General features: G+C 50.2%; 14 protein-coding genes and 1 pseudogene. 1 reads left to right on the top strand and 14 read right to left on the bottom strand.

The features are described from left to right. Positions 1 to 280 precede the first annotated feature (280 nt). From BUB67_RS10585 to BUB67_RS16205, 4 genes and pseudogenes are all read right to left on the bottom strand, one after another. On the bottom strand, positions 281 to 1024 hold the full coding sequence (locus tag BUB67_RS10585; RefSeq protein WP_073239399.1) for a polysaccharide deacetylase family protein: 744 nt from the start codon (positions 1022 to 1024) through the stop codon (positions 281 to 283). A 147-nt stretch (positions 1025 to 1171) separates the two neighbouring features. After that, positions 1172 to 1834 (bottom strand): spore cortex-lytic enzyme, encoded by a 663-nt coding sequence (gene sleB, locus BUB67_RS10580; protein WP_084127705.1) that lies wholly within the window; start codon positions 1832 to 1834, stop codon positions 1172 to 1174. 249 nt (positions 1835 to 2083) lie between these two features. Beyond that, positions 2084 to 4306, bottom strand: a complete 2223-nt coding sequence (locus BUB67_RS10575) for a polyribonucleotide nucleotidyltransferase (RefSeq protein ID WP_073239397.1) — start codon at positions 4304 to 4306, stop codon at positions 2084 to 2086. 121 nt (positions 4307 to 4427) lie between these two features. Further along, a pseudogene (locus tag BUB67_RS16205) lies at positions 4428 to 4604 on the bottom strand (IS4 family transposase); the annotation flags it as partial. 8 nt (positions 4605 to 4612) lie between these two features. On the opposite strand from BUB67_RS16205, the gene BUB67_RS17420 reads away from it, so the two are divergent. Continuing rightward, a complete protein-coding gene (locus BUB67_RS17420) occupies positions 4613 to 4867 on the top strand; it encodes an integrase core domain-containing protein (RefSeq protein WP_073239396.1) in 255 nt (84 codons plus the stop codon). Positions 4868 to 5353: 486 nt separating this feature from the next. Here the strand turns inward: BUB67_RS17420 and BUB67_RS10565 are convergent, their stop codons facing one another. From BUB67_RS10565 to BUB67_RS10520, 10 genes are all read right to left on the bottom strand, one after another. After that, on the bottom strand, positions 5354 to 7078 hold the full coding sequence (locus BUB67_RS10565; protein WP_073239395.1) for a putative bifunctional diguanylate cyclase/phosphodiesterase: 1725 nt from the start codon (positions 7076 to 7078) through the stop codon (positions 5354 to 5356). A 6-nt stretch (positions 7079 to 7084) separates the two neighbouring features. Further along, entirely contained in the window at positions 7085 to 7879 is a 795-nt protein-coding gene (locus BUB67_RS10560; protein ID WP_073239394.1) for a GGDEF domain-containing protein, read from the bottom strand. Further along, positions 7880 to 8506, bottom strand: a complete 627-nt coding sequence (locus tag BUB67_RS10555; RefSeq protein WP_073239393.1) for a SpoIIE family protein phosphatase — start codon at positions 8504 to 8506, stop codon at positions 7880 to 7882. Beyond that, positions 8503 to 8955 carry an anti-sigma regulatory factor gene (locus BUB67_RS10550; protein WP_073239392.1) on the bottom strand — a complete coding sequence of 151 codons (453 nt, stop codon included), beginning with the start codon at positions 8953 to 8955 and terminating at the stop codon, positions 8503 to 8505. Before BUB67_RS10550 ends, BUB67_RS10555 begins: the two co-directional genes overlap by 4 nt. Positions 8956 to 8978: 23 nt before the next feature. Further along, entirely contained in the window at positions 8979 to 9335 is a 357-nt protein-coding gene (locus BUB67_RS10545) for an STAS domain-containing protein (protein WP_073239391.1), read from the bottom strand. Continuing rightward, entirely contained in the window at positions 9325 to 10083 is a 759-nt protein-coding gene (locus BUB67_RS10540; RefSeq protein WP_084127703.1) for an STAS domain-containing protein, read from the bottom strand. Before BUB67_RS10540 ends, BUB67_RS10545 begins: the two co-directional genes overlap by 11 nt. Positions 10084 to 10224: 141 nt before the next feature. After that, positions 10225 to 11640 carry a diguanylate cyclase gene (locus BUB67_RS10535; RefSeq protein ID WP_073239390.1) on the bottom strand — a complete coding sequence of 472 codons (1416 nt, stop codon included), beginning with the start codon at positions 11638 to 11640 and terminating at the stop codon, positions 10225 to 10227. 11 nt (positions 11641 to 11651) lie between these two features. Then, positions 11652 to 13055, bottom strand: coding sequence for an ATPase domain-containing protein (locus tag BUB67_RS10530; RefSeq protein WP_073239389.1), 1404 nt, complete (start codon positions 13053 to 13055; stop codon positions 11652 to 11654). Next, positions 13056 to 13427 carry a hypothetical protein gene (locus tag BUB67_RS10525; RefSeq protein WP_073239388.1) on the bottom strand — a complete coding sequence of 124 codons (372 nt, stop codon included), beginning with the start codon at positions 13425 to 13427 and terminating at the stop codon, positions 13056 to 13058. A 38-nt stretch (positions 13428 to 13465) separates the two neighbouring features. Further along, on the bottom strand, positions 13466 to 15643 hold the full coding sequence (locus BUB67_RS10520) for an HD domain-containing phosphohydrolase (protein ID WP_084127702.1): 2178 nt from the start codon (positions 15641 to 15643) through the stop codon (positions 13466 to 13468). Positions 15644 to 15741: the final 98 nt, after the last annotated feature.

The following is a 15741-nucleotide window of genomic DNA, read 5'->3' as shown; positions in this document are numbered from 1 at the left end:
CACCTTGCTTTATCAAGTAGGTGACCCCGTTTAGCCGGAGTACGGGAACAACCGGTAGGCCGCATCTAACAGATCGCGGGAAGCAGAGCCGCAAGGCTTTCGCTGGACGGTCAACGCAAGACGGAAACCCCCGTGGTTTTCCATATGGCCGCGTTTTGCGCCCGTAAAGCGCTGTTTTTCCGTCCGGGTGAGACTCCGGGGCCGAGGTCCCCTGTCACCCCAGGGAAAATTTTCCATGGAGGTGTAAAGCCTGGTCATGGGGGGCCGGGTTTACAAAAATCTAACTTATTGTTAGGTATTGTGAACTTTTTTGAACCAGGTTCTGAATTAATTCTCCTACCGTAACAAATTGATACCCCTCTTTCTTCAGCTGCTTGATGATTTCCGGCAGGGCTTTCACAGTGGGGGCCGTTGGGTGCATCAGGACAATGGCGCCGTTATGCGCTTTCTCCACCACCCGCCTGACAATAACGTCCGGCGAAGGGCGTTGCCAGTCGATGGTGTCAATACTCCAGAGAATGAAGGTATACCCCTGTTCCTGGGCGGCTTTAAGGACCGCCGGGCCCCTTTCCCCGTAGGGCGGCGCATATAATTGGGGTCGCTTGTTAATGGTATCATAAATCAATTTCTCTGCCCTTTGCATATCCCTCAGGTTGCCGCTTTTGGAAAGCCTGTCGGGATGGGGGTGCGAATAGCCGTGGGAGCCGATTTCATGACCCGCGGCGTCCATTTTTTTCAGCAAATCCGGGAAATCTCTGACCCAGGTGCCGCCGACAAAAAAGGTGATTTTGACCTGATGGTCCTCCAACACTTCCAGCATCTTTGGTATATACTCTTCTCCCCAAAAAACATTGCAGGTCAGGGCAATCTTTTTATCCCGATCGCTACCCCGGTAAACGGGGGCAAGCGTTCTTTCGTATTTTTCACGGGTGGCCAGAACCCCCAGGCCGATTAAGAACAGTGCAATAAAAAACCATAAAACCCCTTTATAGAACCGGCCCCTGCGAATAAACAGTATTCTCATCATTTTTCTCCCCCTAAATTATACTCTTTCCAATCTCTATGCCAACGGGGGGAGGATTATTTCTTCATTTAAAAAAGCACGCCTTTCCCCGTAAAATAGAACCCCCTCGATCTCTCCTATCGAGGGGGGTGCAGTAATCGTTAGGGTTTAGTAAGCGAACACATGGTTGCCAATCCGATTAATGATGGGACGGCTCCAAACCCATTGGCTGGTGGCGGTTTGCGGGTTCCAGTAGTAGAGCGCTCCGCCTGAAGGGTCCCAGCCCTTTACAGCCGCATTGACGGCACGAAAAGCAGATTCGTTGGGCGGCAAATAAAATTGCCTGTCATGTACGGCTGTAAAGGCCCAGGGCTGAAAAATAACATCTTGCACGGTATTACCAAACTGTCCGGATTGCAGCCTGTTTAAGACCACCGCTGCCACGGCCACTTGCCCCTCAAAGGGTTCTCCCCGGGCTTCGCCGTGTACAATCCTGGCCAGGTCATAGAGGTCCTGCCTGGAAAGGGGCAGGTTGCCACGGGAAACGGCAGCTGCTGCCCTTGGACGCTGCGCCTTATCCCCGCTGACCCGGGCAATGATGGCGTTGGCGGTGTTTTTACCCACCACACCGTCTACCTTTAAACCATTACGCCACTGAAAGTTTTTCACAGCGTTAAAGGTCTGCCACCCATATTTCCCATCCAGCTTGCCAACGTTATACCCTAAATAACCCAGATTCCTTTGCAGTTGTAAAACATCATATCCTGACATCCCCAGCTTTAAAGTCCTGTCTCCCAGGTAGGCCTCAGCATAACTCAAGGGTACTGCCATCAGTAAAGAAACCACCAAGAATAATACAATTACCTGTATTAACTTACTTTTTCTAATTGCCATCACCTCTTTCAAGAATAGCTTATATATAATGGCGCAATGTTATTTTACCTATTCCTTAGGAGCAATGGCAAAGAGTGTATCAGCTTCTATATCCAGATAACCATGGGGAAATCCCACAAAAAAAAATATAGCCGTTAAACTGAAGTTAAATCAAAGGTTAACTTCGGTTTACCGGCCAATGTGATTTTATTCCTTGGCAACCTTTGGACGGCTAAAGAGTCTCCGCTCCCTTCGCTCCCCTTTGTCGCCGGGTCCTTCCTCGGGAGTCATGCCCAGATCCTTCAAGGCTTCTTTTCTGGAGAGCTTCAGGCGGCCCTGATGATCGTAGCCGATGGCTTTGACGGTGATAATGTCACCTTCCTTCACTACATCTTCGGTCTTTTCAACTCGCTGGAAGGCCAGTTGTGAAATGTGGACCAGTCCTTCTTTGCCCTGCAGTCCCATAACGCCGGGTATAACTTCCACAAAGCAGCCAAAATCCGTAACCCGGGTAACCTTGCCGGTGTATAACTTGCCTACCTCGACTTCGGCGGTAATGGCCTCAATAATTTGTAAAGCCCGTTTACCCCTTTCCCGGTCAACCGCGGCGATAAAGACCCTGCCGTCATCCTCAATATCAATATCCGCCCCGGTTTCTTCAACCAGCTTTTTAATGATCTTGCCGCCAGGCCCGATCACATCCCTGATTTTGTCGGGGTGAATGCTGGTACGGATGATGCTCGGGGCATGCTGGGAAATTTCCGCCCTGGGTTCCGGCAGAACCTCCAGCATTTTACCCAGAATATACATGCGTCCCCGGTGGGCCTGTGCCAGGGCCTGCTCAAAGACTTCCCTGGTGATGCCGGGTATTTTGATATCCATCTGCAGGGCGGTAATGCCTTTGGCGGTCCCGGCCACTTTAAAGTCCATATCCCCCAGGTGGTCTTCCAGCCCCTGGATATCCGTCAAGACAGTAAACTCATCTTCCTCCATAATCAGTCCCATGGCCACGCCGGCCACCGGTGCCTTCAGGGGTACCCCTGCATCCATCAGAGCCAGTGTGCTGCCGCAGACACTGCCCATGGATGTGGAACCGTTTGATTCAATGGCTTCGGAAACCACCCGGATGGTATAAGGGAAAACCTCTTCGGGAGGAATCATAGGTTCCAGGGCCCGCTCTGCCAGCGCGCCGTGCCCGATTTCCCGGCGCCCCGGAGACCGCATGGGCTTTGTTTCCCCGGTACTAAAGGGCGGGAAATTATAGTGATGCATAAAGCGTTTACTTTCTTCCAGACCGAGACCGTCCAGAATTTGTTCATCGCTGATGGAACCGAGGGTTGCCACCGACAGAATTTGTGTCTGTCCCCTGGTAAACAGCCCTGTGCCATGGGTACGGGGAAGCACGCCCACTTCTACGGAAATAGGACGGATTTCATCAATGGCCCTGCCGTCAATACGCAGTTTATCATGGGTAATCATTCTGCGCACAACTTTCTTTTCGGCCTTTTCAATCAACATCATGATTTCTTTGGGGTTGTCCGGGAATTGTTCCAGGAAAGTTTCCTGCAAGCCGGTAAGAACCTCTTCCATGTAGGCTTCTCTTTCTTTCTTGCTTAATTTTTCCCTGGAGCAATGGAGTACCGCCTCGCGAATGACTCCTTCCGCCTTCGGCAGGATAGCTTCTTCCATGGCGGTGTCCACTTCCGGCTCAGGAATTACCATTTTTTCCTGGGCCAGGCCCATGGACAGAGCTTCCTGCCTGAAGTCCTCAATGAATTGTACAATTTCCTTGACAACCTCGTGACCAAACATAATGCCTTCGAGAATCTGATCTTCCGGAACTTCTTTCGCACCGGCTTCCACCATCATGACGGCGTCATCGGTGCCGGCCACCACCAGGTGCATGTCACTGTTTTCTGCCTGGCGTACCACCGGGTTAATGACAAATTGACCGTCTACCCGCCCTACAATAACACCGCCGATGGGCTTTTTAAGGGGTATCTTGGAAATATGCAGGGCAGCCGATGCGCCGATCATGGCCGCAATTTCCGGGGCATTATCCTGATCAACGGATAAAACCGTAGCCACCACCTGAACTTCATTTCTCATGTGTTTGGGGAACAGCGGCCGGATCGGGCGGTCAATCAGGCGACCGGACAAAATAGCCTTTTCGCTGGGACGCCCTTCACGTTTAATAAAGCCGCCGGGGATTTTTCCAACAGCATAAAGTCTTTCCTCGTAGTCCACCGTAAGCGGGAAAAAGTCGATATCCCTGGTGTTTTTTGCCACCGTTGCGGTGACCAGGACCACGGTCTCGCCATATTTTACCAACACAGCGCCGCTGGCCTGCTTGGCCAATCTTCCTGTTTCCAGGGAGAGGACCCTGCCCCCTAGGGACATTTCCCTGATTAATACTGGATTCTCTAACACTATTACTACCTCCACACTCCAAGTTGTTGACAAATCTTAGCAATTCGACATTTTTATTAGTATTTCCTTCTTTCTATGCCAAAAATACAAGCGGTTACTTTAATAAACTAAATCACTAGCGTTGGATACGGAGGTGTAGTTTAACTCCACTTTTGGTTTTCCTGAACTCTGCCCAGCCGTATTAGGATAGACAAAGGCTTATTATTGAAGAGTCTATCAGATAAATGCGACCTGGTTCCTGCCTTATTGATTTAAAACTGATTTCAGTACCAAACTGATGGACTATATCGGAAAAAACTTGAAGTTGTGCATGAAAGAATCCCTTGTCGTACACCCAACAAAAATGCCCATATTGAAGCATTTCACAGTATTTTGGAAAAGGAATGCCTGGATCACAATGAGTTCCAGACATATGGTGAAGCATACAGAGCTGTAAGTGAATTCATATATCGCTATAACAATAACCGGATTCACTCTGGAGTGAGGTATATGTCACCGGCTGAGTTTTATGAAAAGAATCAGCGACAAGAATGTACTCCGCTTAAGGAAATAAAGCTGTGATTATTCTTTTCCCATCTCACCCTTAATAACCATTACAGCCAAATTCGGAGTGGAGTCAAGGGCGAGCGTTAGCGAGGGCGTTAGCCTTTACCCTGGACGGAACGAACGAATTGGCTAGAATTGGCCAAAGGGTGAAAAGTGGCGGTCTTGACTGCCACCCGGCCGTCAAGACCGCCACTTTGATTATATGTTAATCTCAGGGGCTCACCAGGGACATTTTAAAAAACAAGAGGAGCTGTCATTTATTCCTAATGTGTCAACCCCTTGACAACTTAATTCAGGTAATAAAAATCTCTTCACACCTTGCAAAGAGAGGATTCGGCCAAACGTCCCGGCAAGGACACCGTCTACCGTTTCCTCAATCCAGAAACTGGCTAGCCTTGCTGTCCGCCGATATTGAATTTTCCGATGAAAAGATTTTAGGCATTTATAGTAAACGCTGGGACATCGAAATCTTCTTTCAAGATGTCCCAGTCATCTTTAACGCTAATCCCCGTTACCAGGACACCGTACAGGCATGCCCAGATAATAACCCTGCCCGTATCGAATGCCGGCGCGGCGCAAAATTTCAGCTGTTTCACGGTTCTCTACAAACTCTGCCACTACCTCTATCGAAAGCTTTTGCAAAAGTTTTGCCATGTTTTCTACAATCATCCTGGAGCGTCCACTCCTGGTGATCTCACGCACCAAGGAGCCCTCAATCTTGGCAAAGTAACAGTCAAAGTAACGAAGATAAATAAATGAGGAAAAACCGCTTCCAAAGTCGTCGACTGCCAGGCGTACCCCAAGATCTGTCAGCTCCTTGGCGAAAGCCTGCACAGCATTCATATCCAGCACGGCTTCTCGCTCGGTAATTTCGGCCACAATTTCTTCCGGACGGATGCCGTAGCGGTTAAACAGGTCAGCCATGAACCGTGGAGTTTCTCTGTTCTCCAACTCGCGCATAGAGAAGTTAATAAAGAAAATCTTGTCCTTCGCCCAAGAGCTCTTTTTTTCCCGCATGGCCTGCTCTATGACTATACTACCAATATCCTTCATAAGGCCGGATTGCTCGGCCGCCTCTACAAAAAGCCCGGCAGAAAGAAACTTTTCCCCTCTCCTCACACGAGCAAGCACTTCGTAACCTAAAGGCTTGCCCGTCTCTAAATCTACAATCGGCTGATAAAAGGGTACGATGCTCTCCTTCGAACGTAGAGCTTCTCGCAAGAGAAGAATTCTCTCGTGGACCACAGTAGGATTAGTACTCTCATCGAGCGCATCAATGAGCTGCACCCGGTTCCTCCCTTTCCTCTTGGCCGTTACCTGAGCAACCTCGGCAGCTAACATAAGGTCGGCTTGCACCTGCCCATGGTGGGGGTACGAAGCCACGCCAATGCTGCTTGTAATGAAAATGCCTTCCTCCCCCAAAGGACGAATTTTCAGCTCGCTAATGCCCTGGCACAGCACCTGCGCCTTTGCCAGCGCTTCAGCAGGACCCGTATCCATCAGTATAACCCCAAACTCGTTACCGCCTATGCGTGCAATGGCAAAGGCATTGGGGAACGACTCCTGCAGGAAGTCAGCCACAACCTTAAGTACAATATCCCCTACAATATAACCGTAAACGTCGTTAATCAGCTTAAAATTATCAATGTCTAGCCAGTATAAAGAAAACTCTCGTTTCGTGCGCCGCGCAAACTCGAGTGCCTGCTGCAACTCTTCTTCGAACTTGCGGCGGCTCAAAAGGCCTGTAAGAACATCTACTTCCGAAAACATCCGCATCTGGCGCGCTACTTCTCCCTGGTATCCCAGGAGTAGCAGGCCGAGGTCAAGAAGCAACGATGTCCCGCCGTACTTCAATCTTTGCAATTCTCTCTCCAGGAATTGGATAACCGGGACTAGTTCGTCGCAGCAACGCCCGAAAAAGAACCCATAGGCTGTTACCAGCTGCTCCAGCGACACTTCTGCAGCGCCCAGCTTTCTTCCGAGGTCTATACGCCGCTGCAAGAGTTCCTTGTCATGGTTTCCAGCAAACAGCGCCAATAAGTCGCTCGCTGCCCCGCGCAGTTCCGCTTCGTTTGCCTCTTGCCCTACCAGATCCAACAAAGATCGCAGCCGGCCAGCGTATGCTTGCGCCACCCTTCCGGTAACCTCTACATCATCCAAGGGCAATTGCCCAGCCTGGGAGGTTAGTTCTTTAATAAGCTCCAGCAATCCCTTTGAAAACCTCACGTACGCTCACTCCCCATCATCGCCCTTGGCAAAGACCACTCTGTTTTTGCCCAATTCTTTGGCTCGATACATTGCTTCATCCGCTTGCCGGATTAGCTCGTCGGGATCGACAGAGCCACGGCCGGCATACCCGGCAACTCCTATACTTACCGTAAGACCATCCACATCCGGCAGTATCTTTGCCGCTGCTATTTGGGACAGAATTCGTTCCAGGGGAATCCTGGCCTTGGCAAAATCTGTCGCCGGAAGGACAATTACAAATTCTTCACCGCCAAACCGAACGGCCAAGTCATCATTCCGCAAAATTCTTTTGATAAGACCAGCAACAAAACAAAGTGCTTCGTCGCCGGCCTGGTGGCCGAACTGGTCATTTATTCGCTTAAAATCATCCAAATCGAGCATGGCAACAACAATCGGCTTGCCCTGCTCTTGAGCTTCTTCGAGCATCTGGGGAAGCAAACGATAAAGGGCTAGCCGGTTATAAAGCCCCGTAAGGTGATCGCGCTCAACCCTTTCATTTAGCTGGAGGAGGAACGTATCAATAACGATCAGAATCTGGGCCAAAAACTCGGTCGCACGGGCTATGTATATCCACTGCACACTGTCGCTGTCCCGCTTAATCCCCATGACTTCGCGCAGAGCCCGTGTATGCACGTCCAAGATGCTGGCGGCCTGCACCTCGCTCCCGTCCAGGCAGCGCGGCAGATCCTGGTACGCTTCAAGAAGCACCCCCTCCGTAGCCCCTTCGAACATATAACGTTCAAGATAACTGCGATAAGTTGAATAGAATTCCCCCGACAACTAGACATACCTCCTCCCTACCAGCACGCCGGCATCGTCTTCAGCGATGCCATATCTCTCTACCACACGGCGTGCTGCTTCTTCCCCTGCCCCTTCCCAGAGCCATGGCAAACCTACGGGCGAAAAGCTGCGCTTGATCCCGTCGGTACAAGCCAGAAGAAGGGCAGGCTCCGACAGCTCCAGCCGGCGGATGGCAGGATTCAGCATTCTCTTGCCTACAATGCCCGGCTGCCCCACCAGAACCTCCGTACCTTTTCGCGTCAGCACCCACCCTCTGATGTTCCCGACCAAGATATATTCTATCGCTTTTCGGTCAAGCAGGGCCAAGAAAAGAGCGCATCCCCGCGTCTGTGAAGCCGCTTCTTCCAGAACGGAGTATGTCTGCTGCAGAACACCCGTGGCCCGTTGCATCGCCTGCGCCAGAACCACCGCTCCGCGGTGTGCTCCCTCCCCATGACCCAGCACATCTGCTACAACTACAAGTACGTGTGTACCTAATTCTTTAGTGTAACAAAGGTCACCGTTTACTTTCTCCCGCCAGTGGGGACGCGAGTAAGCCAATACCTCCCACCCGGAGCCTTCTCGTGCCTGCTCGTCAGCTTCCGGTTTTTCAACTTGTAATCTCAAAATTTGCGCCTCCTCTTTTCCACCCTCACCACGGTGCCCGTGCCGACTTTGGAGGCAATCTCACAAAAATCCATAAGGCGCCTTACTCCCGGCAAGCCTATGCCCAGGCTGCGCTCATGCGTCGTGTAGCCTCTTGCCAGAACCCTGTCTACGCTCTCGATGCCTGGACCACGATCAGCCGCCACCACTTGTATGGTAGGCCCACCGCTCTCCTCGAGCCGTTTACGGATCATTATTTTACCAGTTTGTGCATAGCGATAGATATTGCGTGCAAGTTCGGAAACCGCAGTAGCTACTTTGGTTACATCAGCAAGAGAAAAACCAAGCTCTTGGGCAAGTTGCTTAGCCATCTGTCTGGCTATGGCAATATCTTCTTCCCGGGTGATGCGCACTACCACGTCAAAGTCGTTTTCCGAGATATCTAGTAACTCCCTTAGTTTCCCGTCCAAGACCTGCTACTCCTCTCTCAAGGTCAATATACCAGACCCATAGCGTGCTCGAGGTCACGGGCAACCAAAAAACCTTGCAGTTCTATTCCCATTTGTGCCAGGGTTAGGGCCACAGGAGGCTGAATACCGCAGATCACAGTACGGCAACCCATCAGGTGAGCCATGGCAGCAGTCTCCGAAAGAGTATAGGATATATAGCTGTCGATTACCTCTACCATCCGTACGTCCAGGATAACCGCTCGTACCCGGTGTTCCTGAATTTCCTCCAAAAGCTGTGTTTGAAGCCGCTCCACAGTCTTATCGTCCAGGTCTATCTGTATGGGCACCAACAAAGCATCGCCAATCCTTATGGTTGGGACCACCCTATCTTTAAATGCCATCGTGTTCTCCACCTTCACTTGGGAAATTACTGCCCCGCACCCATGCGGTTTTCCTCTGCCGACTCCTTTCTTCCTCGATCATGGCTATAGCCTGGCGCAGAGCATCTTCAAGGTCACGCGCTATCGCCACCATGCGGAAATCGATCCCCAGCTTAACCAGGGTGTGGGCGATTTCGGGCTTAAGGCCGGTTAGGATAACCTCCGCTCCTAGTAGCTTCACTGCGCTAAACGTTTCGATAAGAAAACCACCCGCTGCCGTGTCAATCGTGGGGACCCCGGTGACATCCACAACAACCACTTTAGCCCGCGTGGTACTGACGCGCTCCAAAAGCCTTTCTGCCATACCCTGCGCCCGGTCACTATCCAGGCCACCAATCAGCGGCACCAGCAGTACCTCCGCCCAAATGCGGACAATCGGCGTTGCCAACTCCGAAAGCATGCGCTCAAGCCCACGAACAGCCTGCTCGCTATCGTGGCGCAGCTCCCCACAAAGCTCGAGTATCAGCGGCAAAAGCTCGGCTGTCGGAAAAGTTGGTGTACGCTCGATAACAAGCTTTAGCTTTGCCCCCAGCGCCGTTTCTCCTAGTTCATGAAGCAGCCCAAACAAGGGTTCCCGTATCGTCTCACGCAAATCATTTCCGGTGGCACCTGAAGCAACTCCTAGCAAAAGTTTGCGCCATAGTTTCTCTTCGTGCTTATTACCAACTTCCAGCTCCTCAACAAGCATTTCTACCTGGTTGTTATCCACTTTAACATACTCCTTTCTTTTCAAACGAAAGTACGAACACGTGAAAAGCGTAGCCGACTTTTATTTAGATCTTTTATAACTGGATTATAACACATTTTATAACAACAGAGCTATTTGTCTGCACTTCTCATGAAGGATATGTTACGATGGGTCCAAATAGAAGCGGTTTTTCCCTTGGCTTTTCGCCTGATATAAGGCCTGATCCGCCCTTTCAAGCAAGGAATCAACAGAATCGTTGTTTTTCGCTAAGGCTATGCCCAGGCTTGCGGTAACCTGGCGGTATGGGAAAGGGTAAATCTCTATCGATTTCCGTATTCTTTCCGCCACTTTTGCAGCACCCTCCTTTTCCGTCCCCGGAAGAATAATTACAAACTCCTCGCCTCCGTAGCGGCCCGCAATATCCACATTCCTGATGCTGTTTTTTATTATCTCTGACGCCTTCTGCAGTACCACATCGCCGGCCACGTGGCCATATGTATCATTGTAAGCCTTGAAGTTGTCTATGTCCACGAAAACAATCGACAAAGGGGTACCGTACCTCATTGTCCTCTCGAGTTCGGTAAACAGCATGTTCCGCAGGGAACGCTTATTAAAGAAACCGGTCAAGAAGTCGGTTTCGGCTTCTCTTTCCAGTCGGCGGATAAAAGTTGCATTGGCCAGGGCCACTGCGGCAAAGTTGGCATATATCTGCAGATTTTTGCTGCCGCTGTCATCCTGAGAAACAGGGGCCACTATACCTAACAACCCGACGGCACCCAAAGCACTCCAGAGGGGATAAACAATGATTTCAGTCCCAGGAGTAACCTCTAGATCGGTAAGACCCGGTAGAGTCCTTAACTCCTCAAGACTCAGAGACAAGGGCTCAACTTTTGAAAAAATCTGCTCAATCAACGGCTGGATCAACGGCCATTCGGTCCCGGTCAATAGGTGGCTGTGTTCACCTTTGGCTTGTGCTATTCTGATTTTGTCACCTTCTCGAAGGCCTACAAAGCATAAATCAACCTTGTAGATTATAATCAGCGAATTCGCTATAAGGTCCAGAACCTTGTCCAGTTCGACGACGGAGGTCATCAGGCGGCTGATCTCATAGATGCTGTTCAGCTCAAGCCTCCGTAATCCTAACAGGTTTCTTTCCAGAATAGCCTTAAGAACCTCATTAATCGTCTGGTAAATGCTATGTGCTTTCGTAACAAAGATATTTTCTTCCTCACGTCCCACCTGGGTTATAAGCCTGGTAGGAGTGATAATAAGGAACCCTATCTTTTGAGCGTAGGAACCCAGGCGGTACGCACAAAGTTTAATCCCGTAAGGGCAGGTAAGCATGTCTTTATCTTCTAATGAACCAAGGGCAGACTTATAAAAACTGATACACTTTTCGTCGCGGAGCACCCTCCCTTTATTTACCTCCCGGCATAATTCAACGGGCAGACTAAATTGGGAAAAAGAACCACCATTTACATCGAAGATATAAATATTTGCATCCATGACATTGGCCAGCGTATCCTGAAAGTCCTGCCAATATTTTACTGATATATTGAGGAGAAGGTTTGTTGGCATCTAAGAGCACCTCATCTTAACATATCTGCTCTGTCTAATTTACCGAGGATACTTATTCCGTTTGGCGTTATCTCATATTCCCTCAGGTCCTTGTTATGGTCGCTTCCACGGGTTTTCATGATTCCAAGGACTTTTTTGATGTGGGAATTATCCTCTACATACCGCAGTATGATTACATTATCGATTATTAAGGATATTTGTGTTTTGGATACTATCAGGGGTGAAAAGGGGTCGTCGTTGACCGCCGTAAATATGGTGTTAATATGCCGTCTTTTGAGCTGGTGTCCCAGCGCCCAGAGATAATCCTTGTACTTTTGTATATCAGAAACGCTGTTTTCAAAAGAAGAAATGCTGTCAATGACAAACCTCTCCACCTTTTTTCTCCTGATCATGTCCAGTATCTCAAAAGCGTGTTTATCTACATCCAGTTCTACAGGAGAAATGAATTCGATGTCCACTAGACCCTGTGCCAGATATTTGTCCAGCTCCCACCCCAGATGACGGGCAGTATTCAGAAGTTGAGCTGCAGGCTCTTCAAAAGAAAGGAATATTCCTTTTTCGCCTTTTTCAGCCCCTTCCAGAAGGAACTTAAGGGCAAGGATCGTCTTACCCGCACCTGTGCCACCGGAGATGAGTGTAATAGTCCCTTCTAATAACCCGTCAGACAACATTTCGTCTAAATCCGGTATCCCGAATCCCTTGCGCCCCTGCTTGACATCGTACCGGAGTTCTTTACCCTCCGGCCTCATCCTGGGGTAGACTTCTATTCCCACAGGGCTAATTTGAAATAAATGTTCCCCCTGTTCAAAACTGGTTCCCCTCATTTTCAGAATACGGATGAACCTTTTTTGAAATCGTTTTTCTTCCTGCCCGTAAAGATGAAAAATCCCGTCAGCTATGGCAAACTCGCTTAAGAGCGTCAGCTCCTGTTCTTCGTACTCGCCGACGAGAAATACGGTAATTTCCCATATCGATAGAGCGGCAGCCAGGTCAAAAACAAAAGCCTTAAAAGTTTTTTCGTCCGGGAAAAGGTCTCTTATGGCCTTGAAACTATCAATGACAACTATGTTCGGCAGATGTTTTTTGATCATTTCAGTCAGGTATTCCAAAGCCTTGTCCGTCCCCTGTTTACGCAGAACAAGTCCTAAATCACCATAAATAACCTTGTCACCCAGCAAATCATCTGAGAAAAACTCAAACCCCTGCAGATGCCTTACCATTTTGAACTGTGATTCCGATATAGTGGTCAGGTATAGACTTTTAAGGCCGCTCCTGGCGCTGTTAAATATGATGTTTTGGACAAATATCGTTTTTCCGCTGCCCGGAGCGCCGGAAACAATGTTTAATGAATAAACAGGTATACCGCCACCAAGAATAGAGTCAAAATTTTTAATACCTGTTATCAATTTATCCATCTATCCTTCCTCCCTGGTAGAAAAAGAAATACCGGTAGCTTCTTCTTTTAGCTTGGTTTTTATTTCCTCCGCTCTTTCATGGCCAAGAAGTTTGGCCAAAATTGCTACATACCTGGTGATAAACTTCATGAACATGTCCTCGACAGGTAGGTCCGGGTTTTCCTCTAAACTGGCTGCTATCCTTGTGCATGAGATCCCATTCTGGTCGTACTGCAGGAGTTCTATTTCCTTATACTCCAGCGAAACTTCCCACACAACCCTTTCTAGAAGAAGATTCACAGAAACCATTCCAAGGTACTTTGCCGACGCAATCCATATCTCCCTCAGCAAAGTTTCATAGTGCTCAATCCGCTCCTTTTTGAATCCGCTCATAACAATCCTCCTCAGATAAAAACATAGATTCAAATTAGTTATACCTTGCTGTTTGAAAATTTCCACGGGGACGAATTATCTGCGAGAGCACTTCTGCAAAAAGTCCCATTAGGGTATCCACCCCTCCCCCCGGGAATTTCTTCCATTTGATCTTCCGGAATCTGGAGGAAAGCCTCCACCACACGCGGGTCAAACTGCCGGCCCGCCCATCGCCTTAATTCCTCCCGCGCCTGCCGTTGAGTAAGCGCCTGCCGGTAGGGCCTGGCGGACGTCATGGCATCGTAAGTATCGGCCACGCGGATAATACGCGCCAGCAGCGGAATCTCTTCCCCAACCAGGCCGGCGGGATAACCACCGCCGCCATAGTCCTCGTGGTGGTGCCGTACGGCTGTAATGACCGCCGCCGGAAATCTGGCCGGCTCCAGAATCCTGGCCCCCACAACAGGGTGGCTCTGCATCTCCTTTCTTTCTTCCTCAGTGAGAGGTCCCGGCTTGAGAAGAATGTCTTCCCGCACGCCAATCTTGCCCAAATCGTGTAAAAGCCCGGCCAGGTAGACCTGTTCCTGTTCTTCGGCGCCAAGCCCCAGTACGCGGGCACACGCCCGCGCCCAATTCGCCACCCGCACGGAATGACCCCGCGTGTAAACGTCCTTGGCTTCCAATGCCGCCGCCAACGCCTGCACGGCACTCAAATAATAATCCCGCAGCGACGAGTAAAGCCGGGCGTTCTCCAGCGCCAGCCCGGTCTGACTTGCGATGGTCGCCAGGTAACCGACTTCTTCTTCCTTCCAGCGACGAGGGGAGGACGAATATACTTTCAGTGTACCCAGTACCTTTCCCCTGGCCAGTACGGGAACCACGGCAACCGAACGTATCTCTTTGCTGTAATATGGCAGGTGCAAAGAGGGAGCGCACTTTGCCAAATCTTCCACGAGCTGCGGCTGCGCCGTTTTCAGCACCTCACCCAAAATTGTGCCTTCTGCTCGCACTCGCTCAACCTCTGCCTGCAAGTCCTTGCTCATGCCCAGGCTCGCTTTCAGCACCAGTTCGCCCGTCTCCTCATCAAGCAGCCTCAGCACACACCACTTCGCACCCAGGACTTCCTTCAGGCTTTGCAGCACATATCCCATGATCACGTCCGCTTCTAAACTGGAAGATACCAGCTGCCCGACCTCAATAAGTTGCTTGAGCATTGCCGCGTTTTCCTCCAGATCACGGAAAAGACGAGCGTTCTCCAGGGCCAGGGCAAGGCTTGTACCAAGGACGCTTAAAAAGCGAGCCTCGTCTTCGCCGAACTCTGCGCCCTCAAGTTTGCCGGACAGTGTCAACACCCCTGTTATTTTATCCCCGACCTTGAGGGGCATGGAAAGGGCTGGCCGCTTCTCCTCCACTGTGTTGCCTTCCGGGTGGCTGTCAAATCGCAACTCACTTCCTTCGCGCGTTACCGCTTCAATGACCTCTTTTTCGGGAACCACCCGGAACTCTTTGCTCGATTCTGCAGTAGCAGCAACTTCAATCGATTCGGAGGTTTCCCCGGCAAGCATGACCACCGACCCGCTGGTGGCACCGGTCAGCCCGAAGACGAGTTCCAGGGCCTGCTTGGCTACTTCTGATATACGAAGGCTTGATGTAACAACCTGGCTGAACTCGAACAAGGCCGCAAGCTTTTCAGTCTTTTCCTGCAACTCCTGCTTCGAATACAAAAGCCGGGAAAGAGTATCCGTGAAGGTATGAAAAGGTTCGACTGCCTCCCGGAGACGCTCTTCCGTCCATACCGGTACCCTCCGGGCAGCTTCCATAAGTTCCTTTCCATTAAGGCTCAATTCTCTTGCCAGTTCCGGCACAATCTCCAGACGCAGTGGTTCCAGGCTTACGTTCTCCCCTATCACGACGGCTACAGTCTCGTTTTTTATTTTGATCGGGAGAGCAATAAGTACCAGACCGGCATGGCACAACTGCAACGCGGGTTGCCCGGATTTAGCAACGGCCTTTGCCGTTTCAATCCGGGAACCCATACAACGAGCATGACCCGGGTCCGTATTATTGATTATGGCGCAGAAAGGGCAAAGATTACTTATCCTGGTAATCGGCTTGCCGCTCGGGTCTGTAACTAAAGCTGCAAGGCCCGTAACTTTACTTACTTGCTCCTGTATCTGCTGCAATCCCGCTTCTTCCAAAAGTTCCTTATAGTCCAGGTGCGTTGGTTCCTTTTTCATCGGCCTGCCCTCCTTAAAATGTAAGCTTCGCTGATTTATCCACATTCCTGTTGGACTTTTTTATTATCTCTGCCGTTTTCTGCAGTACCACATCGAAG

This window comes from Desulforamulus putei DSM 12395, from assembly GCF_900129195.1.
Classification (GTDB): domain Bacteria; phylum Bacillota; class Desulfotomaculia; order Desulfotomaculales; family Desulfotomaculaceae; genus Desulfotomaculum; species Desulfotomaculum putei.
This window is presented reverse-complemented; position numbering and strand designations above follow the sequence as displayed.